We start from the raw sequence: 21883 nt of genomic DNA, 5'->3' as shown, positions 1-21883 counted from the left end.
ACGGGTAATCCCCGCAGGTGCGGGGAAGAGTGATCAGATCCGCCAGCGTCGCTCGCGCATCACGGGTAATCCCCGCAGGTGCGGGGAAGAGGCCCTTGGGGGTGAGGGCGGGGGTGGGGATGTCGGGTAATCCCCGCAGGTGCGGGGAAGAGGATGTGTCGTTGTGGGGAACATGTAAGGATTGCGGGTAATCCCCGCAGGTGCGGGGAAGAGCCAGGGTGCAATAGTGCATCGTTCCCAATACCAGGGTAATCCCCGCAGGTGCGGGGAAGAGTCTTGCGTTGTATGCGCCGGGGCCTATAGGTCAGGGTAATCCCCGCAGGTGCGGGGAAGAGTGAGTGTGAGGCTGATTCGCACGGCTGGCGGCCGGGTAATCCCCGCAGGTGCGGGGAAGAGCATTGGTGTGCCTCCTCGACGTGTAGTCCATGCGGGTAATCCCCGCAGGTGCGGGGAAGAGATGTCACGAGGGAAACCGCCACGGTAGCAACTCGGGTAATCCCCGCAGGTGCGGGGAAGAGGTCTCGCGCGATATCGCCCGCGGATGGTACCGCGGGTAATCCCCGCAGGTGCGGGGAAGAGTGGCACGCCCAAGCCGACAGCGTTTTCATCACAGGGTAATCCCCGCAGGTGCGGGGAAGAGGGTGGTGGAGTCGTCGGCTGAGAGGCGGCCTTCGGGTAATCCCCGCAGGTGCGGGGAAGAGGGCGGGCACGAACTCAAAGGCGATCGTTTCGCCGGGTAATCCCCGCAGGTGCGGGGAAGAGCATAATCAGGGCAAGCGTGGCGGCGGTTTGGGCGGGTAATCCCCGCAGGTGCGGGGAAGAGACTGCGCTCATGACGGCGTCCGGGTCAACGCCCGGGTAATCCCCGCAGGTGCGGGGAAGAGGCGGTGCAGACACACTAGGCGACGATCACCGGCGGGTAATCCCCGCAGGTGCGGGGAAGAGACCCCACGGATAGCGTGAGCCCTGGGCCGCCGCGGGTAATCCCCGCAGGTGCGGGGAAGAGGGTGAGTAGCACGCGGTCCAGGCTTTCGGGGCCGGGTAATCCCCGCAGGTGCGGGGAAGAGCTCGTCTGGCGTGGTGGTGATGCTGTCGCCGCAGGGTAATCCCCGCAGGTGCGGGGAAGAGCCTGACGATTTGGAGCTGGCGATCTGCCCGTTCGGGTAATCCCCGCAGGTGCGGGGAAGAGCCTGACGATTTGGAGCTGGCGATCTGCCCGTTCGGGTAATCCCCGCAGGTGCGGGGAAGAGTCGGCCGATCCGGTCGCCGCCGCGCGCGATCCAGGGTAATCCCCGCAGGTGCGGGGAAGAGTTTGGGGGCCGTCGAGCATGAGTGCGTCGCATCGGGTAATCCCCGCAGGTGCGGGGAAGAGAGCAGGTAGTCGAGGGTGTACATGGTGGGGGTCGGGTAATCCCCGCAGGTGCGGGGAAGAGCAGGAAACAAGCGTGTCCACCTGGGCCACGACCGGGTAATCTCCGCAGGTGCGGGGAAGAGATTGAAGAAACCCCCGAAGGCCTACGCGCATCCGGGTAATCCCCGCAGGTGCGGGGAAGAGGCATGGGAAGCAATCAAGGCCGCCGCTGTGGCCGGGTAATCCCCGCAGGTGCGGGGAAGAGGGGGGCGTTTCCGGCGCCTTGCCGCGCTACGCCGGGTAATCCCCGCAGGTGCGGGGAAGAGAGTTTCCGAGAGGATTGTCGGCGGCGCGGCGGCGGGTAATCCCCGCAGGTGCGGGGAAGAGTTCCCGAGGAATGGCACGATGTAAAGGCGCGTCGGGTAATCCCCGCAGGTGCGGGGAAGAGTTTCCTTTCGGGGTTGGAGGTTGGCCCTTTGCCGGGTAATCCCCGCAGGTGCGGGGAAGAGCGAACAGGTCACGCCAACTCGCGTGGAGGTCTCGGGTAATCCCCGCAGGTGCGGGGAAGAGTTCCTCAATCAGCGCCAGCGGGAGCGTGCGCGCGGGTAATCCCCGCAGGTGCGGGGAAGAGTATCTCGGAGATATTGAGGAGATATGCCGCGTCGGGTAATCCCCGCAGGTGCGGGGAAGAGAGCTCAGGAAAAACCCAGCTGAAGGGCAAGGGCGGGTAATCCCCGCAGGTGCGGGGAAGAGTCGCCTCCATCACCTTCGACGGTGAAACAGGCCGGGTAATCCCCGCAGGTGCGGGGAAGAGGGCAAGCCCATCTGCGATGTTCATCGCGAATACGGGTAATCCCCGCAGGTGCGGGGAAGAGAACACGCTGGATGGGCGGTCGAACTCGGGCAGCGGGTAATCCCCGCAGGTGCGGGGAAGAGCGGCTTCGATTGGCGTAATCACTGGGAACTTCCGGGTAATCCCCGCAGGTGCGGGGAAGAGACTAGCTGCCATTGCCTCTGTCCAACCCAACGCGGGTAATCCCCGCAGGTGCGGGGAAGAGACGAAATCACCGAACGCGACGACGGCACCACGCGGGTAATCCCCGCAGGTGCGGGGAAGAGCCTTGACTTCTTTACCGGCCATTGACGGGCACCGGGTAATCCCCGCAGGTGCGGGGAAGAGGCCAAGCGCGGCGCCCGCATCGACTTTGTCGCCGGGTAATCCCCGCAGGTGCGGGGAAGAGGGCAAAATCCTCGAAGGTGCCGGGGGCAGCGCCGGGTAATCCCCGCAGGTGCGGGGAAGAGGGGAAGGCCCCCGGGGGGTTAGTCCCGGGGGCCGGGTAATCCCCGCAGGTGCGGGGAAGAGGGCGGTTGCTACCTTGACGGCTACCTGTGTTGCGGGTAATCCCCGCAGGTGCGGGGAAGAGAGAGCCGACCCAGGATGCGCCCGCCTTGATTCCGGGTAATCCCCGCAGGTGCGGGGAAGAGGATTTCGACGCCCATGCCTGGGGCGTCTCCTTCGGGTAATCCCCGCAGGTGCGGGGAAGAGGCACCGCATGAACAGGGTTGGCCCGTCCTTCCAGGGTAATCCCCGCAGGTGCGGGGAAGAGTGAGCAGACGCCCAGAGTATGCACCCCGCCGCCGGGTAATCCCCGCAGGTGCGGGGAAGAGGAAAAATCGCGATTCCACATCGAGCCGCCCTGCGGGTAATCCCCGCAGGTGCGGGGAAGAGCGGGCGGGGGCGCGTACATGATAGGCGTGCCACGGGTAATCCCCGCAGGTGCGGGGAAGAGCTCCAGCAGTCCTCGGGCGCGGTCGAGGCGGTAGGGTAATCCCCGCAGGTGCGGGGAAGAGGGGCGCTTCCTCCTGGCGTAACAATGCACTGCCGGGTAATCCCCGCAGGTGCGGGGAAGAGGTTGAGTCTTGCGGATGCGAATTGGCGGCCAGCGGGTAATCCCCGCAGGTGCGGGGAAGAGAGCGTAAGCGCACCCGAGGTTGGCGCGCGCCGCGGGTAATCCCCGCAGGTGCGGGGAAGAGAGAGCCAACAGGCGAAGTTTCACGCCAGCCAACGGGTAATCCCCGCAGGTGCGGGGAAGAGACAAAGGATGATTCTCACTCACTGTCGTCCTCCGGGTAATCCCCGCAGGTGCGGGGAAGAGGACTGGGGCGCGAGTCGGCCGATGAGCGGCATAGGGTAATCCCCGCAGGTGCGGGGAAGAGTGCCCTTCCCATGGGCAATGAGACTCCACCCGCGGGTAATCCCCGCAGGTGCGGGGAAGAGGGGCCACGCGTTTTGTTGTCCTCCGGGTGGGCCGGGTAATCCCCGCAGGTGCGGGGAAGAGTTCTTTGGCTTCGTCGCCGGTCAGTGGCGTTCCGGGTAATCCCCGCAGGTGCGGGGAAGAGCCCCCGCCGGAGGTATTCCAACCTTTCAGATCCGGGTAATCCCCGCAGGTGCGGGGAAGAGTCCATGTCTGGCAGTCAACTGCAAATCGCTACCGGGTAATCCCCGCAGGTGCGGGGAAGAGTTTCGCACATGTCGCAGGTCATTCGTGGTCTCCGGGTAATCCCCGCAGGTGCGGGGAAGAGAACACACACAAATACGCCAACGACCTCCGACGCGGGTAATCCCCGCAGGTGCGGGGAAGAGCGTTGAGATTCGCTGTGGGGCGTTTTGCGGGCCGGGTAATCCCCGCAGGTGCGGGGAAGAGCGAAACAGAGTCGGGTTCGGGGGTGTTCATGCCGGGTAATCCCCGCAGGTGCGGGGAAGAGGAGACGGATGCGTGCGCCTTGGAAGCGTTCGACGGGTAATCCCCGCAGGTGCGGGGAAGAGCGGCAAAGCCTACGAACGCCAGTTCATCCCGGCGGGTAATCCCCGCAGGTGCGGGGAAGAGCTAGCGCGCGTGCTACGGCAGCGCGGGAGCGGCGGGTAATCCCCGCAGGTGCGGGGAAGAGACGGCCTCGACCCCGCCATCATCAACGCCGCCAGGGTAATCCCCGCAGGTGCGGGGAAGAGGTTGCGGTGGAGGTCCATAGCAGGACGGTTTTCGGGTAATCCCCGCAGGTGCGGGGAAGAGCCCGCATGTTCGGCATCCCCCCGCACCTGGCCCGGGTAATCCCCGCAGGTGCGGGGAAGAGCAGCGTTGGCTGATGGGTGCTGACGAAAGCGCCGGGTAATCCCCGCAGGTGCGGGGAAGAGATGAGTCTGGATCTCGTCATCGAGTGGGACACCGGGTAATCCCCGCAGGTGCGGGGAAGAGATGGGGTGGCAGGTGAGGACTGCGCCCATCCACGGGTAATCCCCGCAGGTGCGGGGAAGAGGCATCGTCAGCGGCCAGGCTGTTGCCGTCCGCCGGGTAATCCCCGCAGGTGCGGGGAAGAGGGCTTGCTGTATCTCGGAAAAATTGGCGTTGACGGGTAATCCCCGCAGGTGCGGGGAAGAGTCAGGTGATGAAACCAACGAATCTGACGCCACCGGGTAATCCCCGCAGGTGCGGGGAAGAGTTGGGCGTGCTCCCAGGCGGCAGACCAGTCGCCGGGTAATCCCCGCAGGTGCGGGGAAGAGCAGCTGAGACTGAGCCTGTTCAGAGTCAAGAACGGGTAATCCCCGCAGGTGCGGGGAAGAGAATGATGAGGGTTTTACCGGCTTCGACGATGCCGGGTAATCCCCGCAGGTGCGGGGAAGAGAACCTCAACGCCCCTCACCGGCCTGGTGGGGGCGGGTAATCCCCGCAGGTGCGGGGAAGAGAACTCGTACCAACTCTTCTCGTCGACAATTTCCGGGTAATCCCCGCAGGTGCGGGGAAGAGCGGCGAGACTGGTTGCGTCGTCTGGCGCGCCGCGGGTAATCCCCGCAGGTGCGGGGAAGAGCGTCGTCGGTAGGGATCTCTTCGATAGCGTTTCGGGTAATCCCCGCAGGTGCGGGGAAGAGCCTACCCGTCACCGATCTGCACCTGCGGATGGCGGGTAATCCCCGCAGGTGCGGGGAAGAGGTCGTCAGAAATGCAGCGTCCTCGAGCATCTCCGGGTAATCCCCGCAGGTGCGGGGAAGAGGTTTTTGACGAGAACTCCTGGCGCAAGGATGCCGGGTAATCCCCGCAGGTGCGGGGAAGAGCTGGCCATTCTGGTCGCGCATGAGACGAATTTCGGGTAATCCCCGCAGGTGCGGGGAAGAGGTCACCGCCGAGACCGCTAAGTTCCAACGGGCAGGGTAATCCCCGCAGGTGCGGGGAAGAGCAGGAGGTGAACTCTTCCAGTGCGGGGGTGAACGGGTAATCCCCGCAGGTGCGGGGAAGAGGCCTCCTAGCGGTGCTGGCAGTTGACGCGGGCAGGGTAATCCCCGCAGGTGCGGGGAAGAGGCCGTCTGGAACGCCGCAGGCTCCGACGCTACCGGGTAATCCCCGCAGGTGCGGGGAAGAGCCCTTTCTGTCAGCCGCCAAATCCCATGGCGTCGGGTAATCCCCGCAGGTGCGGGGAAGAGCGCGTCTGCTCAGTGACCTGCATAGAGATCACCAGGGTAATCCCCGCAGGTGCGGGGAAGAGTGTGCGTCCCCTGTTTTATCAGGTGGGAGCAGCGGGTAATCCCCGCAGGTGCGGGGAAGAGGGCGCGTCGCTCTTCATGCACTCGAGCTTGAACGGGTAATCCCCGCAGGTGCGGGGAAGAGTTCGGGGATCAGCCGCCCCGCTCAACTCAAGGCGGGTAATCCCCGCAGGTGCGGGGAAGAGTGAAGGAAATTGAATCAGCACTGACCCGCATCCGGGTAATCCCCGCAGGTGCGGGGAAGAGGGTGGAGAGGATGCCCGAGGGCACGCCACCGGAGGGTAATCCCCGCAGGTGCGGGGAAGAGCTACTGCCAACACCGAAAGCGGGGGACGCTGACGGGTAATCCCCGCAGGTGCGGGGAAGAGCAATGGAAAGCACGCGGGGATGAACGCGGAAACGGGTAATCCCCGCAGGTGCGGGGAAGAGGTTCTCCGAGCACTCGGCCAGGTGCGGGGAAGAGGTTCTCCGAGCACTCGGCCGTGTTCTCGGAGACGGGTAATCCCCGCAGGTGCGGGGAAGAGGATTCCTGCTTGCCCACCTTAATGGTGTTGGTCGGGTAATCCCCGCAGGTGCGGGGAAGAGCTTCTGAGACGATGAGGGCGGGCGGGTAGAGGCGGGTAATCCCCGCAGGTGCGGGGAAGAGAGCTGCTCCTTGACCTTTGCCTCGAAGAAAGTAGGGTAATCCCCGCAGGTGCGGGGAAGAGGGATGTTATCGCGTTGGTGCTTGCTTTGGTGGCGGGTAATCCCCGCAGGTGCGGGGAAGAGTAGGACTATCTATCTCTGTACTCTGTACTCTGCGGGTAATCCCCGCAGGTGCGGGGAAGAGCGCCCCACCATCATCATGGCCTCCATCCTCTTAGGGTAATCCCCGCAGGTGCGGGGAAGAGGTCAACGGCGCGAAGGCCGTGTGTGCTGCAATGGGGTAATCCCCGCAGGTGCGGGGAAGAGATGAAATCACCGAACGCGATGACGGCACCACGCGGGTAATCCCCGCAGGTGCGGGGAAGAGGCCGTTGCCCGCTACCTGGGCGGATCGACAAGCGGGTAATCCCCGCAGGTGCGGGGAAGAGGATGTCGCCTTCGACCGGTCTGCCGCCGTCGTAGGGTAATCCCCGCAGGTGCGGGGAAGAGAATGTATCTAACACGGGTGCAGCAAATACTGTAGGGTAATCCCCGCAGGTGCGGGGAAGAGTTCACCTCCCAGGTCAGGGATGGTGACCACGCACGGGTAATCCCCGCAGGTGCGGGGAAGAGGGGTAGGAGCGGCATGAGGGCGGTGGCCAGGGCGGGTAATCCCCGCAGGTGCGGGGAAGAGGGCATTAACGACCGCCTCATGATGCAAACGGACGGGTAATCCCCGCAGGTGCGGGGAAGAGTCCGAGCAGCCGGTGAATGTGGAGCTGGCCGAAGGGTAATCCCCGCAGGTGCGGGGAAGAGCAAGCAACCAGACACACACACGCCAATCAACGCGGGTAATCCCCGCAGGTGCGGGGAAGAGCGCACTCACACGGGCAGCCGAGGGCATGAACGCGGGTAATCCCCGCAGGTGCGGGGAAGAGTCCGGGTGGAGAATGACGAGGAACCTTTAATCCGGGTAATCCCCGCAGGTGCGGGGAAGAGACTTAAAATCCGCAGAATTCCAACAGACTCAAGTAAGGTTAGAAGCGAGTTTCACCAATTGCCGCAAACGCCACTATAGCAAGAAGGGCACTCAGCGCCGTTCAATGGCATTACGGAAGCGTCTCCTGCGCGCAGCGATTGACCATCCTGTATCCTGTCGGACAGTCGAAGGTCGAGAAGATTCGGACTCCACAGCGTCTTGGCCGTAGCTCTTTTCTTGGCGCCGGACAAGCTTGAGACCATCAAAAGTTACAGGCTCCCATGCGTCGCCACATGTGAGGAACTCAAGGCGCTGTTCATTACGGGCAGGAATCACCATAATTGCTCGGCCATTACGTATATTGGCTTGCGTTAACTCCCAGACCTTTTCACGCACCCTTGCCGACAGATGACCAACGTAAACTCCTGGCGCGATCTCAAGAAGCCAGCGCGTGAGTTCCCCTCGTAATCCCGGGGGAGCAGCCGAGGTCACCAAAACTAACACGACACCCTCTTATTCCTCTGCGTAGTTTCTGCCGCCTTCAAGAGCCCTATCGCGCACATCCCAAAGGGAAGCAACTTGGACATCGCTCAGTTCTTCGTCGGCATTTTCCTCACCCAGCAAGTGCTTCACATCTGCGACGCAAGTCTGGATGATCTTTCGCTCAAAAATGAGATCTCGTATTCGATGCCTCGCTGCAGCAGTAACGTCAGCAGCGGAGTCTCTGACAACATCAAAAGCAGCCGGAATAGACGTATCTGCCTTATATAGATCAGCGATGTCATAAACAAATGAGCGCTCATGCCCTGTGTGGATGAACCCTAAACCCGGAGAACACCCCAGTGACACAATCACGGCATGGACGATGCCATACAGTGAATAGTTCGCCACCGAAAGTGCTTGGTTAATGGGATCGGAGTCATTGAAATCGGCTGGATTATATTGCCGACTGGCCCAGCGCACCCCCGTACGCTTGGCATTCGCCCGATACACATCCCTCATTCGGGCGCCTTCACGCCCGCGAAGTTGTCTCATTGTCAGCATGGAAACATCCTCACCTGGGAAACGCATCGCATACATCTCTCGCGCAACCCGCAAACGCTCCCGTTCGTGCGACACAAGCCTTGCCTGAGCAATAAGAAGACGCGTGGATTGCGCCAGAGAACGACCATGAGCGTAATAGCGCACGCCGTTCTCCCCCACCCACACACAACTCACACCGCACTCCGCCATAAGGGCGACAGCCTGATGACTAACGGTAGTTCCAGGCCCTAAAAGAAGAACCGACAATGCCGCCGCTGGAACGTGAACTATTCCTTCTTGATCCCGCATTGTCAACGCGTTCGAATCGCGGTGGACAACGCAGTGCTCGATATAGAGGAAGGAATAGCGATCCTTCGCGCGAGGCAAAGCCTCACGTTCCAACGGCAGCATGGTTGACATCTACATCGCTCCTCCTGTGAAGGGAACAAGGGTCATCAGTCCGCACCCATAGGCTTTTCCGCGTCCAATGCCATTCACAAGAGTTTCACGCAGCCGAGCGGAATCAGTCACTTGAAGCACCCCCTCGAAAGTCACCATCTGCAGAGTGACTCGATGTCGCTGATCTTCTCTTCCCTTTCCGAACAACCACTTTCGGCTTCCGACAACGCTCAAGATGCGGGGGATCTCCTCGTCAGGCTTTTCGTTCTCGGACTCTACCGCTTGAGGGTTAACGCAAATCTCGAACCCTAGTTCGACTGAACGTTGAATCAGCCATTTTTCTCTCTGGGCTGTCGTGACATGCGCCTGCACCTTCCCCCGCGCTTCCCCCGCACGAGGAACCCCTCGAACCGGGTTCGCAGAAAGACGGAAATGGTAGAACTGTCCTTCCTGAAGAGCGTCGAGAAAATGATCATAAGGCTTTGCCAACGCGGTTCGGGCGTCCGGCCAACCTGCCTGCTCCTGGATGACAGTAAAGTCAGGTTCCAGCCCGGAGGTGACATAGAGGAACACCCCGTTCTCGCTCTGATCCACTCTCCACAGTACTCGCCCATTCTCTGCTGACAATGAACGGGGGAAACAGGAGAGCACAGCGGCGTGCATCGCTTGAGGATTGCCCAACAGATGCTTTGCCCCTCGCCTATTCGGGTTGATCTCGCATCGACTCAAATACACTTATACCCCCTCCAAAGCATTCATCGGATCATGGGTGGTTAGCTTGGACAGTCCACTATGCATAATGAGCTGGGTCCGGCCAACGCTTCGCCATGTGTACTGGCGGTGGCGCTGATCGAAAGTGACAGGAGAGTCCTGTACGACATCGCTTGTCACACCGGGTTCCCTCTCAGAATCCTCATCAAGGTCGAAAGCAAGCTCTGCCGTGTAGCCGTTCTCCTCGCTTTGCTGTTTGAACCATTCAGCAGCTTGCCAGGGTACTTCATCGCTTTTCAGTGCGGCTAAGGCTGGTAGCTCAACAATCTTGAGGACAAGAGGCGCACTGGGCGGACATGAACGTCGCCCGAGATACAGCGGGTGACGAGGCCGCCGCAGACTCTCAGCTATGCCTTCCACCACGTCACGCTCACCCTCCACAGCGACAACAAAAACCGCATCCGAAAGGTAATACCTATAGGTCAAGGGCATTGATTCGCCGCTTGCGTTACGCGCTGTGTGAAAATCGCGTAGAAGGCTACCCGGTTGATCGACGCGAACCGCAAGTTTGAGCTTGAGAAGGTCCTCAATCGAGTCGCTCCGCCGTCTACCCTGCGCTGCCGCGATAAGCCCAATAATGCCCGACTTTGTTGGCTCCCGACGTGTTTGCCGAACAGTGAAGCGCGAGGAGTCACCCCACGACTGCATCGGAGCTGCGAGTCGTAAAACCAGCGTACTCACGCTTGCTCACTTGTCGGCAAGGATGATTGCGCAACTGCCTTTGCAAGATCCTTGAGAGCGATTTTTTCTCCAAGATTTTGCAGACTTGATGCTGCTTGGTCGGCAACACAAACGTACTGCTTCTGGGGAGCTCCATAAGCGCTATAGAGGGCTTCTGCATACGTAACAAGCGCCTGGGCGGTGTCTTCAACGTATCCATAGTCCTGACCTGGACGCACCGGCTTTTCAAAGGCCGCTACTAAGGACATCGGTTGGTCATCCCGTAGAGCAACGTACACGCCTGAAGGAAGGGAGTGATTGGCGAAAGTATTCGCTTTGCCCGTAGGCATACTCATGACGAAGGCCTTCACAAAAGCCTCGATTGCCAAACGTGCGTCCTGCTTATCTTCGAGGTTCTTGACAAGCTGATCGACATTGATAGTTGCATAACGGTAGAGACACGACGATACGAATTCTACGGTCCCGATCATGCCAGCGCCTGCGTCGGCACTGTCATCAAGACGCTTTTGATCATCGACCGCTGTGAAGTAGTCAAACTCAGTTTCAACTGCGTGCGTGGAAATTGCATGCGCAACCTGGCAGGAAGCATCCACGTTCAAAGAAGGGTCGTCAGCTACCATTCGACCAAAGAGCGCCAGATCAATTGAGTTTCGTCCATCGATGACGCTCTGAGCTTCCTTCTTGGTGAGCTTCTCACCGCTCAGCTTCTTGTCGATCGCAAGTTGAGCGATCGCTTCGATTTGCGCATTTGACAAGAAGAAGAGGTAACTCACTTGCTTGTACTTTGCGGGGTCTTCATCCTTCTTGACCTTCGGGGTTTCGACCTTGATTCCTGCCACACCAAAAACTCCATCAGCTAAGTCAGCTGCATCATCTGTGAGCTCCGGTGCTAGCTCTTCAATTTTCTTCGCCACCAGTTCAACGGCCCTCTTGGTACGTACTCCAAGATATTCACTATCGATTTCCTCTGCGAAGCGGGTTCGGACCGCTCGTTTCCATGCCTGGGAGGAGACACGATGGCGTCGCACCCCACCGAAAACCGCGCTCTTAGGGCTGCCGGTGTCGTCGCGATTGGGATTGGAAGACGGAAGAGGCTGGATAACGCTGATGTCGATGTACATGGATTAGGCTCCTTGAGTTGTATCAGTGGTTGAGTTGGTTTCTTGAGCTTTTGGAAGTGGTCGATAGGCGCGCGCCCAACGACGGCGAACAGCCTCCCGCCCAGAAGGACTGTGGAATTGGTAGAGGTCTCGGGTCAGGTCAGCATAATCAAACCTGATGTTTGCGCCGCGCAGCATCGAGATAAGGCCAGCAATATGTCGAACAAACTCCTCGTAAGAGACTGCCGTTGCAGCCGCGTTGAGGCGGGAACGAACGCCAGCAGTCTCTTCAGCACCTGAGGCGTGGGCCAACACAAACGCTGCTTGAGCGAAAGGAATGCCCTCTTTGTGCATGCATTCGCCCCTATTACTCTGTTCATGGCGAGCATAGAGAGATAGCGCTGTGTGGACGCTTCTCTCCGCAGTTGTGGGTTCGTCACCGACGAAGGCTGGCTGGAGTTCGTCGGGGACAGTGCACAGTTCCCACAATTCAGGAAGGGTTCCCGGAGCAGAGTACACGGCCTTCCGCAGAGCTGCGAGCCGTCCCTTCGCTGCGGAACTATTCGCGGCCTTTGCCTCGTGCAGTTCACGGATGCGGCGGACTACGAGGTGCCCGAGGCGGAGCGAACGTTGCCCGGACGATAATGTTCCATGAATTTGTTGCTCGTCAGCCATCTACCTTCTCCTTCTTCGTGCTAAAACCTGACAATGCTGCATTCACTGTTCGTTCGAGGAAGAACAGTGCGGAACCTAAACTCATCGTTTCATTGCCGATAAAGGCTCGTTGACTCGCTCCATTGCTGAGCATTGATTTACGTTCCCGGACCATTCTTTCGAGTTCTCCGCGCCAGAGAGCGCGCTGCTTGTCTGTCTCTCCATCAAGGTTGAGCACCCAATGCCGGAAGGAACGATCAAGCATGAAGTAACACAGCTCGCGTTCGCGAGCGCCCGCAGCCTTTACTGTCTCAGGATCCACTTGCTGCGCCGACGCTTTCACAATATCTCCAGCGAAACGAGCGAGAGCTGAGACAACTTCATCTGTGACAGCAAGTGCACCCTTAGCAAGGGCGCGTCGCTCTAGATCGGTTTCGCTCAGGAGGGCTCCCGGAAGGACAAGGCGGTCATCATAAAGATGCCCATACGAGGCCGATTGCGCGCCATACTCCACACCAATCGCCCTCACAGGGGTGTACTCACTTAACGAGATATGGCCGTCGTATACCAGCATGGAGTTCCAGGCGATGACTGCCGCAGGTATGTACTGCGAGACTTCTGCCCCCCCTTTACCTTTCACGGTGTCACTCATGCCGATAAGAAGAGCATTCAGTCCGCGCCATAAAGAACGAGAGGGATCATGCATCTTGGGCATGTAGGTGTGGTACCCCAGTTTCTTCGTCTGCGGGTCTGAATACCGCCACAGACTCATCGGCTCAACAAGGTTCCTATTTTGGGGCGTGATCTTGTCTCCTTGAGCCAAAACGACACCTGTCACCTCATCATCGTCTGCAACGAGGCGAACCCGTCGGCTCTGCCAGGTGTATAACTCGATAACACCAGCCGGTTCGGGCTCCACCGTGTCGGAACCGCGTTGACGTTCGGTATCCGCTTCCCGTTCCCAGGGCGGCAGATCCCCATGGGGCGAGGGATAGTCAAGAGGAACCCCTAAGTCAGCGTACACATCGTAGGGAATGAGATTGCGCAGGAGGGTCTCAACAAAGTTTTTCCCCTCAATAAAGACAAAGCCAAGCTGGCCAACCCAACCCGTACCGATGGGATACCCTTTACCGCCTTTCACACGCGGGTCTCCAACGGCACCCGACTTGATTCCAGAGGTATCCCACGCATGGACATGCACGAGCCACCGTGCCGCTTCAGCATAAGAAATCCGGGATTCGCCTTCACTGTCTCGTAGGGTCATAAACCTGTGACCATCGGGAACGTCGGCGATGATTTTGGCAATGCTGTCAACACTGTCTTTAGCCGTATGCAGATCAGCCACTTGCATAAAGGGGCGCTGAGGGTGGAACAACCAGAAGCACTCCTCGTGTTCTTTGAGGTAGCCGGCAACCCGTTCAATCAAAATATCCGGATCATCCCAAGCGTCCTCCCAATCATCTTGAGAAAACAGTCCAAGGCTCCCATCGGTGAAAGATTCCCGATAGGCCGCATAGGCAATCGCGAGGGAGAGCCGTAGCAAGGCTGCACTTATGGTTGCCACCTCAGCACAGATCTCTTGAATGTCCTTTCCGCGTTCAAACAGTTCGGCCAGTGAAACATCCGTGATTTGACCGTCTTTAAATCTGACGGGTATCCACGGCTCGACGACTAGGTTGAATTGTTGCTTAGTCACCCTTGACCTCCTCTAAGCCACATTCTGTAGAATATCTCAATTTCCTACCAGCGAGAAGAATTTCTCCGTCAACTAAAGGAAGAATTAACTGCCCTGCGAGGAGTGGCTCCTTCTGCCACGCCTCAGGATGGAAAGACAATTCCCCTATCACTGTCTCAAACACCCACTCTTTAGAGAAGAAAGCCGGCAGGCGAACCATTGAACGCACCAGCGTTTCTACGAGTTCTGGTCGAGGTACCTCGTCCATCGGCAGATACTCCCCACCGGCTGGTTCTAGCCAGTCAAGCGTCCGCCAAATTGGCACTCCCCCACTGCCTTCATCGACAACGACAATGACTTCAAGCGAATCATCACCGTCACGCACGCGTGCGCGCGCTTGAGTTTCGCAGTTATCATCGCCTGAGTTCGCATCAAGCCATCCGGTTAAACTGTGCCGCCCATCATGCGGAGACCGCAAACGAAAAATGTCCGCTGCTCGCTGTCGCTTATTCGTCTCATCCTGATCCTTCTCACGCGCCCGTAACTCCGCCTCACGCCACTGGGAGGACAAGGCATCCTCAAAGTCATAAACCTGGGCAGTCAAGGGGGCGATGTCATCAGGGATACTCAACGATTCATCCGAAAGGGTACGCAATACCCACGCAGTCCGAAGCAAAAGGGACGCGCTGTAGATGTAGTCCTTCGTTGACGGCGAATCCTCTGGCGACTGAGAATTCAACTCCGGCACATCCAGCACAAAGCACTGTGCCTGACTCATCGGTGAAGGTCGCGCGCCACGCTCGTGCCGGTGGACGCGTCCCATGCGTTGGAAGAGAAGATCAATAGGGGCTAAATCGGTGATCAGCGCGTCAAAGTCGATATCGAGGCTCTGCTCCACCACCTGTGTGGCCACAACAATCGCCCTCTGCGGACGTTCAACCTCGGGATGAGGTTTTCCAAAGTTGGCTAGCAGCATCTCGTCATTAAATAAGCGATCCTCCGCAACGAAACGCGCATGGACAAGGTACACGTCCTCCCCGTACACCTCTTTGAGCGACCGATACGTCTGCTGAGCATCCCGCACAGTATTACGAACCACAAGCAAACAGCCGCCCTCAGTCATAAGACCATCAACGGTGCGGAGCAGGTTGTCGTGAGAAATATGGCGAATCTGCACCTGGCGGGAAGGAAGTGCACGCTCACACTCGCTGCAAGCAACCGCGTTCTTGTTCAGATGGGTCAGCAGTGGGTAGAGCACGGGATACTCCTCCCCAGAATGAGCCTTAAGAGGCGCAATTCTGCCCCTCACAGGCTCTTTCAGGCCTTCCTGATACGCCTCAATGAGCTCCCGCCTTACGCTAGGAGGCAGCGTGGCAGAGAGGGCCACAACAGGCACCCCATACGAGGCACACCATGTTAGGGCTTGTGTGAGATACTGCCTCATGTAGACATCCGCAGCATGGACCTCGTCAATGACAACGACCTTCCGACTGACCCCAAGGTGGCGGAGCGCGAGATAACGAGCTTTCAGAGCAACCATCAAAAGCTGGTCAATCGTTGCGACAACGACATCTGACAGGATCGTTTTCTTCCCCGACATCCACGGAGAGCGTGTCACACGAGTGGCACCCGCATCATGCTCATAAGCATCCACATGCGAACCCTCATCATCAAAGAGCATCGGCCGATAACCGTGGCCCCCACGGAAAGAAAGCTGCGCGTAGGAAGCATTAAGCGCTGCCTTCCCATGCATAAGAGCCATGCTCCCGCCGTGATGTTCTCCATCTATCCCTTCGCCTCTCTCAACCCATGTTTTCACTCGATCAAACATGGCATCAGTGGTGGCTTGGGTTGGCAGAACCATCATGATTCCAGAGGCTCCACTTCGCTGAGCCAGAATTTCTGCGGCCAGCAAACCTGCCTCTGTTTTTCCCGCACCCATGACGTCTTCAATAATGAGGATTCCGGGGACATCCATTGTTCGGGCCGCCTCCATCGCAGCTTTTTGCAGGGGGCGAGCTTTGGCCGACGCATCAAGCCCAAAGCGCCGTCGGAGGGCCTCGTCGGCATCAACGGGTAAAGGAGTCGGCTGCCAGGTGGCGCTTATGTTCACGCCTGCCCATCCTTTGTCTACGCGCTGGGCATGGGCCTCACTATCGTCAATCAATTGACGAGGCGTGGGTGACGCCTGCGTAAAGAGCGGAAAGTAACGCTCGTTGGAAGCAATCCAGTCGGACACAATAACAATGCCTTCAAGGATGACAAGGGCGGCCTGCGTCCACTTCACTGTGCTGAAAAGCTTACTGAAAGCCTCTACCCCTGATCGCTTCCACATCCAGTCCAGAAGTTCTGTGCGGACATTCGACCACGCCTCATCCCCTAAGCGGCGCACCTCCCGACGCGCATCGTTGATCTCTGCTTTGGATGCGGGGATCCCATGATGCCCACCAACGACAGAGGCAAGGCCCGAAGCGGCTGGAGCCATCCAGCCCCGGGACACAAGATATTCCTTTAGGATGACAGCCCCGGCAAGTCCATGCTTCATTGAACGCATGTGATCGCGTTCAACGGTGCCGTGCGTCAAGCCCGCTGCGGCCATTGCCGCATCAAGATCAGGCATCTTTGCCGAAAAGGTGGGAGCGGCCTTTCCAATGTCATGTACCCCAGCGGCAAATCGAATGACGCTCAAAACCGCGTCACGTGCAAGCGCGGAATCGTCAATACCCAGTGGGTGCACTAGAGCGCGCCACTGTTGCTCCGCCACCCACTCCGAAGCGCAACGTTCAGCAACCCCCATCGCGTCGGCAAGATGAAGCGCTAAAGGAAGCCACATCGACGGACGGCCAAAATCACCTCGGGAACTTTTTGCCCACACGCTGTGGGCTTGCGGTGAGAGTGCCATACCATCCTCCTGGTCGTGTCTTCACTGAACTTTTGGACACAACCATTGCAACACTCTCACCCCGTATTTGCGTGAACGACAGGCTCCCGCCCGCATCACCCCCAAAAATCCACACCGCGCAATTCCACTGCCGGACCATCAGAGGTCACGCGCACGCTGGTCACCACGCCCGCGGCGACGGCCTCGTCCAGCGGAATGCGGACGGTGCCCAGCTGGTAGCTGCCGTTATCGTCTGCGGTGGCACGGTTCGCTAGGGCTGGCTCATCGGCCGACAGACGATAGGTGAATTCCTGTCCGTCAGCCAGGCTGAGAACAACCGTGAGCGTGGCGGGAACCTCGTAGGAGCCCGAAGGTGAGACGTGGACGCTCATGCCGCGAGCGCCCGCCACCTCCACAGCGGCAGCGGCGTCGGTCAGGTGGTTGACTTCGGTCAGGCTCTGGACAACGCCTTTATCGGGCTCGGGGCAGGCGTTGTCGACCGGCGTGGGATTCATCGGATCAGCGTGGACGCACAGCAGGGCGCTTGCGTTGGAGACGGCAGCAAAACGCGTCGCGTCAATGCGGGCCAGCGCGCCTGGCGTGTGGGCAAGCCAGCGTGCGGGCAGGCCTGCCACCGTAGCGGGCAAGGGCTGGTCGGCGCGTAGCGGCAGGGCGGTGGCCTCGCCTCGCACAGTGGCGTTGAACCAGTCGGTCGCGCTTTCGATCATGACTCGCTGGTGCTCGGCCGCGTCCGCGCATGCCTTGACGTCACAGCCAATACGGTCATCTGTCTGCGCTGTGGCCGCGGTGGTGTTGACGTACATGTGGCCCAGTCCGGGTAGCTGCACGACGGAGATCGGGTGCTCGCGCGTTTCTGGCAGGTAGTGTCCGATCCACAGGTTTGCGGAGGGGCCCACGTCAGAATCCAGTTCGCCCACAACGGCCAGGTAGGGCACATCCGCACTGGCTGGGCTGATGGATTCCAGTTCGAAGGTGTCGTAGGCGGGCCCGTAGGCGAAAACAGACTTCAGCGCTTCCTCGCCAAACAACTCTCGCGCGGAATCCACCATCATGCCCGAGCGCGAATGAGCCACCATTCCCACTGTCGAGGCATCGACCCGTGGCATTGCCGTCACGCCCAGGACATCACGCGCTTTCCCGGAGTCTGTCACTAGCTCGGTGAGGCTCCCCACGACCTCTTTCCACATGGCGCCCTGGTCGTAGGGCATGGTGGTGTCTGCACCGACGTAGAGGCCACCTAGATCGGGGATGACAACGGCATACCCTTGGGAGGCAAGATGCTCCCCCAGGTAGGTCATGCCCTGGTCGAAACGGTACTCTTCCACCCCGACAGCGCAGGGGTAGGCGAAAGTGCCGTCAGCGCAGTTGGGGGCCCGCAGGTGGCTGATGACCACCAGGGGTGCAGCAGTGTCGCTGGGCTTGGGGAGCACCACGACTCCGCGTTTGGGGGCACTGTAGTTTCCCGCCGTCACGTTGCCCAGGTCAATGTCAACGATCGTTTCGTTTCCCGAGGCCGACGCCCGCACCGTCCTCTCCCCCAGCGTGCGGTCGGCAGGGGCGTGGGGCCCGTCAGCGGCTTCTACGATTCCCGGCTCAGACTGTGCGCCACCCTCTGACTGGCCTGCCTCGCCTCCACTGTCGGAGGCACACGCACCCAGCGCAAAGGCACACACTGCGGTCAGTGCTGTGATGTTACGCGCCGCACGGGCAGAAAGGCGGAAAGAACGGGATACAGTCACCGGGGCTCCTTCATTGACTGTCAGCGGATCGGCCACACCCACAGTGCCACATGAGAGCCGTATCTTCCACCATCCCCGCCTGCCTGTTACAGAGGTCGCGACAAAAAATGCTCGCACCTGGTGGCGAAAAGCGGGCAAAACAGCCCGACTTTTACCACCAGGTGCGATCAAAAAGCCTCAGCCGAGAAACGTCAGTCCTCCAGGCCCTCCAGGATCGCGCGCGATGCCGACAGGCCAAGGCGGGAGGCGCCAGCCTCGATCATGGCCAGAGCGGTTTCCGCGTCACGGATGCCGCCGGAAGCCTTGACGCCCAGGCGATCGCCAACGGTTTGACGCATCAGGCGCACGGCGTGCACGGAAGCGCCGCCAGCCTTGTGGAAACCGGTGGAGGTCTTCACGTAGTCGGCACCGGCGCGCTCGGATGCCTCGCAGGCTGCGACAATCTCGTCATCGGTCAGGGCTGCGGACTCGATAATGACCTTGAGCAGCACATTGGGGCAGGCTTCGCGCACGGCGCGGATGTCGGCTTCAACGCCCTCCCAGTCGCCCTGCTTTGCCAGGGCCAGGTTGATGACCATGTCAACCTCGTCCACTCCGTCAGCTTGAGCGCGGGCAGCCTCAGCGGCCTTCACCTCGGACTTGTGGGCGCCGGAGGGGAAGCCACACACGCAGGCCACGGCCAGGCCCTCGGGGGCGGTGACGGGCAGCAGGTTGGGGGACACGCACACGGAGAAGGTGCCCAGTTCGGCGCCCTCGGCAACCAGGGCTTCAACGTCGGCGGGCACGGCCTCGGGGGCGAGCAGGGTGTGGTCAATCATTGCGGCAACGTCAGCGCGCTTCATTCTTTCTCCATTCTGTTGGCACTCCCCTCTACTGAGGGTGCGCCGGTTTCATTTCTTCTGGTGCTTACCGCATGCCACCTCAGGTGACCTGCCCCGCAATGGGCACTACGGCAAGCAGCGGTCTTGTCCAATATCCCCAGTGCGGCAGGCGTTCCTTATCGCTCTGCCCCAGGGAGTAGGCGGCAAGTTCTTCACGGTCCAGTCGGAAGACCTTGCCGCTGGTGGGTTCAAAAATGGCGACCTGCCCGGCGGGGGCTTCCCCGGCCAGGACGGCCACGACGTGCCTCGGCGCCCATTCAACGCCGACTTTCGCCACGGCAGACAAGACGCCGCCCAACAGTCCGCCGCCGGTGACGTAGGCGCCGCCTCCGGTGTAGACAAAAGCATCGTGGCCAGCATCAATTGCCTCATTGACGAGGCCGACGGCGCGTTTGCTCCACGGGAGGATGCGGTAGGTCATTCCGGTGGATCGTTTCGCCAGCGTGGCCAGGGCCCACGGCGAGGTGCCGAGGGCTTGAGGCCAGGGCAGGCCGGTGCGGGCGGCAACCTCGTGCATGTCCTGCTGGACGAGCAGGGCCTCTCCCTCGCTGGCACCCAGGTAGGTGGCAAACGGGGCGCCTGTCCGCGCTGCGTGGCGGGCACTCACCACCGCGAGTGCCGCAATCCCGCAGGTTGTGGGGTCGCCTTGGGCGGGGTAGCGGTCGCGGTGGCTCGGACGCATGTCGCGAGGTTGACGTGAGGAAATCGGTCGTGATCCTGGCATACAACTAGTCCCGGGAAGCCTCAGTTGGCGGCGATGCGGTCAAGCACTACCGAGTCGGGCAGCTTGGGCGCATTGGCACCGAGGACCACTGCACCGTCAAGGGAGGCAATGGCTCGCTCGAAACGCTCCGGGGTTTGGGTGTGCAGGCGGAAGATTGGCTGGCCAGCGCGAACGAAGTCGCCAGGCTTGGCCAGGATTTCGATGCCGGCCTCGGCCTGTACTGGGTCTTCCTTGCGTGCGCGTCCTGCACCCAGTCGCCAGGAGGAGACGCCCACTGCCAGAGCATCCATGGACTGGATGTAGCCCTCTGAGTCGGCACGCACTTCCTCGGTGTGTGCGGCGACAGGCAGGGGGGCGTCGGGGTCGCCGCCCTGTTCGGAGATCATACGGCGCCAACGGTCCATGGCGCGCCCGTCCTTCAGTGCGGCTTCAACGTCAGCGTCGGGTTTTCCGGCTGCGGTGAGCATTTCGCGCGCCAAGGCCAGGGTCAGCTCCACAACGTCAGCAGGGCCACCACCGGCAAGGACTTCCAGGGATTCGCGCACTTCCAGGGCGTTACCGACAGTCAAACCAAGGGGAGTGTCCATGTTGGTGAGCAGGGCAACGGTGGTCACGCCAGCATCCGTACCCAGGTCAACCATGGTGCGGGCCAGTTCCTCGGCGCGCTCACGATCCTTCATGAAAGCACCTGAGCCGACCTTCACGTCAAGCACCAGGGAGCCGGTGCCCTCAGCAATCTTCTTGGACATGATTGACGAGGCAATCAGCGGCACGCACTCCACGGTAGAGGTGATGTCCCGCAGAGCGTAGAGCTTCTTGTCGGCGGGGGCCAGACCAGCGCCGGCTGCGCAAATAACGGCGCCTGCGCCCTCGCCCAGCATTTCCATGATTTTTTCGTTGGACAGGAATGCCTGCCAGCCGGGGATTGCTTCAAGCTTGTCGAGGGTGCCGCCGGTGTGGCCAAGGCCGCGGCCCGACAGTTGCGGGACGGCCACGTCGAAAGCGGCCACGAGGGGAGCCAGGGGCAGGGTGATCTTGTCACCAACGCCGCCGGTGGAGTGCTTGTCGGCGGTGGGCCGAGGCAGGGTGGAAAAGTCCATGCGCTCACCAGAGTCGATCATCGCCTGGGTCCAGCGGGCAATCTCCGCGCGGTCCATGCCATTGAGGAAGATCGCCATATTGAGTGCGGCCATCTGCTCGTCGGCAACGACGCCGCGCGTGTAGGCATCGATCACCCAGTCGATTTGTTCGTCGCTCAGGCGGTGCTTGTCGCGTTTGGTGGCGATAATTTCAACGGCATCAAAAGCTTCAGTGCTCAATTTTTCTTTTCCTTCCCACCGCAGGTGCGGGGCCTGGCCGCCCGCCTGCATGGCATGGCAGCCAGACCCCGGCCTACTCACATCGTGTCCAGATCCGAAGGCCCAAAGGCTCCGGGGAGGACCTCATTCATTGTCATGACGCCTTGAGGCATGGTCAGTACCAGGGAGTTACCGCCATGCTCGAAGAGAATCTGGCGGCAGCGGCCACATGGCGAAATAATCTCGCCGTCGCCGTTGACGCACAGGAAGGCCACGAGGCGGCCCCCTCCCCCGTTGACGAGGTCGGAGATGAGTCCGCACTCGGCGCACAGGGTAACGCCCAGGCCCGCATTCTCCACATTGCAGCCGGTGACGATGCGCCCGTCATTGACGAGGGCGGCCGCGCCGACGTGGTACTTGGAGTAGGGGGCGTAGGCGCGTGCGGCAGCGGCGTTGGCTGCTTCGCGTAGGCGGGCCCACAGGGCCTCGTCAATGACAAGGCCCTGTGCGGACGCGGTTGTGTCAGTCATATCAGGCTCCTTCCGAGC

13 protein-coding genes and 1 CRISPR repeat array are annotated in these 21883 nt (G+C 60.5%); all 13 genes read right to left on the bottom strand.

Going from position 1 to position 21883, the window contains the following annotated elements; genetic code table 11:
- Position 1: 1 nt before the first annotated feature.
- A CRISPR array of direct repeats spans positions 2-7508; the repeat unit is 29 nt; unit sequence CGGGTAATCCCCGCAGGTGCGGGGAAGAG.
- Between the two features lie 91 nt (positions 7509-7599).
- The 13 genes from cas2e to EII11_RS09475 all read right to left on the bottom strand — a co-directional run bounded on the left by cas2e (position 7600) and on the right by EII11_RS09475 (position 21865).
- Positions 7600-7992: a type I-E CRISPR-associated endoribonuclease Cas2e gene (gene cas2e / locus EII11_RS09535; protein ID WP_124872086.1), complete on the bottom strand. Its 393-nt coding sequence runs from the start codon at positions 7990-7992 to the stop codon at positions 7600-7602.
- Between the two features lie 9 nt (positions 7993-8001).
- On the bottom strand, positions 8002-8931 hold the full coding sequence (cas1e, locus tag EII11_RS09530) for a type I-E CRISPR-associated endonuclease Cas1e (RefSeq protein ID WP_124872083.1): 930 nt from the start codon (positions 8929-8931) through the stop codon (positions 8002-8004).
- Positions 8932-9645, bottom strand: a complete 714-nt coding sequence (gene cas6e / locus EII11_RS09525; protein ID WP_124872080.1) for a type I-E CRISPR-associated protein Cas6/Cse3/CasE — start codon at positions 9643-9645, stop codon at positions 8932-8934.
- The gene (gene cas5e, locus EII11_RS09520) at positions 9646-10362 is read right to left on the bottom strand and encodes a type I-E CRISPR-associated protein Cas5/CasD (protein ID WP_124872078.1); all 717 of its coding nucleotides are present in this window, start codon (positions 10360-10362) and stop codon (positions 9646-9648) included. It abuts the gene before it with no gap.
- The gene (cas7e, locus tag EII11_RS09515; protein ID WP_124872075.1) at positions 10359-11483 is read right to left on the bottom strand and encodes a type I-E CRISPR-associated protein Cas7/Cse4/CasC; all 1125 of its coding nucleotides are present in this window, start codon (positions 11481-11483) and stop codon (positions 10359-10361) included. Before cas7e ends, cas5e begins: the two co-directional genes overlap by 4 nt.
- Positions 11484-11486: 3 nt before the next feature.
- Positions 11487-12137 (bottom strand): type I-E CRISPR-associated protein Cse2/CasB, encoded by a 651-nt coding sequence (gene casB / locus EII11_RS09510; protein WP_124872073.1) that lies wholly within the window; start codon positions 12135-12137, stop codon positions 11487-11489.
- Complete coding sequence (casA, locus tag EII11_RS09505) at positions 12130-13812, bottom strand: type I-E CRISPR-associated protein Cse1/CasA (protein ID WP_124872070.1); 1683 nt, start codon at positions 13810-13812, stop codon at positions 12130-12132. Before casA ends, casB begins: the two co-directional genes overlap by 8 nt.
- Positions 13805-16693, bottom strand: coding sequence for a CRISPR-associated helicase Cas3' (gene cas3 / locus EII11_RS09500; protein WP_124872068.1), 2889 nt, complete (start codon positions 16691-16693; stop codon positions 13805-13807). Before cas3 ends, casA begins: the two co-directional genes overlap by 8 nt.
- A 95-nt stretch (positions 16694-16788) precedes the next feature.
- Positions 16789-18432 (bottom strand): dienelactone hydrolase family protein, encoded by a 1644-nt coding sequence (locus EII11_RS09495; protein ID WP_124872065.1) that lies wholly within the window; start codon positions 18430-18432, stop codon positions 16789-16791.
- Between the two features lie 191 nt (positions 18433-18623).
- Positions 18624-19274, bottom strand: a complete 651-nt coding sequence (deoC, locus tag EII11_RS09490) for a deoxyribose-phosphate aldolase (RefSeq protein ID WP_124872063.1) — start codon at positions 19272-19274, stop codon at positions 18624-18626.
- Between the two features lie 79 nt (positions 19275-19353).
- Positions 19354-19995 carry a hypothetical protein gene (locus tag EII11_RS09485; RefSeq protein WP_165867136.1) on the bottom strand — a complete coding sequence of 214 codons (642 nt, stop codon included), beginning with the start codon at positions 19993-19995 and terminating at the stop codon, positions 19354-19356.
- 62 nt (positions 19996-20057) lie between these two features.
- Complete coding sequence (locus EII11_RS09480; protein WP_240623138.1) at positions 20058-21356, bottom strand: thymidine phosphorylase; 1299 nt, start codon at positions 21354-21356, stop codon at positions 20058-20060.
- A gap of 77 nt (positions 21357-21433) precedes the next feature.
- Entirely contained in the window at positions 21434-21865 is a 432-nt protein-coding gene (locus tag EII11_RS09475) for a cytidine deaminase (protein WP_124872058.1), read from the bottom strand.
- Positions 21866-21883 lie beyond the last annotated feature (18 nt).

The sequence above is a fragment of the Schaalia canis genome (assembly GCF_003858455.1).
Taxonomy (GTDB): Bacteria; Actinomycetota; Actinomycetes; order Actinomycetales; family Actinomycetaceae; genus Pauljensenia; species Pauljensenia canis.
Note: the sequence above shows the minus strand (reverse complement) of the source record. Positions and strands in the feature narration are given on the sequence as shown.

Coding starts and splice junctions, on each gene's coding strand:
- EII11_RS09475 (WP_124872058.1), bottom strand. CDS start 21,865: ATGACTGACACAACCGCGTCCGCACAGGGCCTTGTCATTGACGAGGCC.
- cas1e (WP_124872083.1), bottom strand. CDS start 8,931: ATGTCAACCATGCTGCCGTTGGAACGTGAGGCTTTGCCTCGCGCGAAG.
- cas3 (WP_124872068.1), bottom strand. CDS start 16,693: ATGGCACTCTCACCGCAAGCCCACAGCGTGTGGGCAAAAAGTTCCCGA.
- casB (WP_124872073.1), bottom strand. CDS start 12,137: ATGGCTGACGAGCAACAAATTCATGGAACATTATCGTCCGGGCAACGT.
- deoC (WP_124872063.1), bottom strand. CDS start 19,274: ATGAAGCGCGCTGACGTTGCCGCAATGATTGACCACACCCTGCTCGCC.
- cas7e (WP_124872075.1), bottom strand. CDS start 11,483: ATGTACATCGACATCAGCGTTATCCAGCCTCTTCCGTCTTCCAATCCC.
- EII11_RS09485 (WP_165867136.1), bottom strand. CDS start 19,995: ATGCGTCCGAGCCACCGCGACCGCTACCCCGCCCAAGGCGACCCCACA.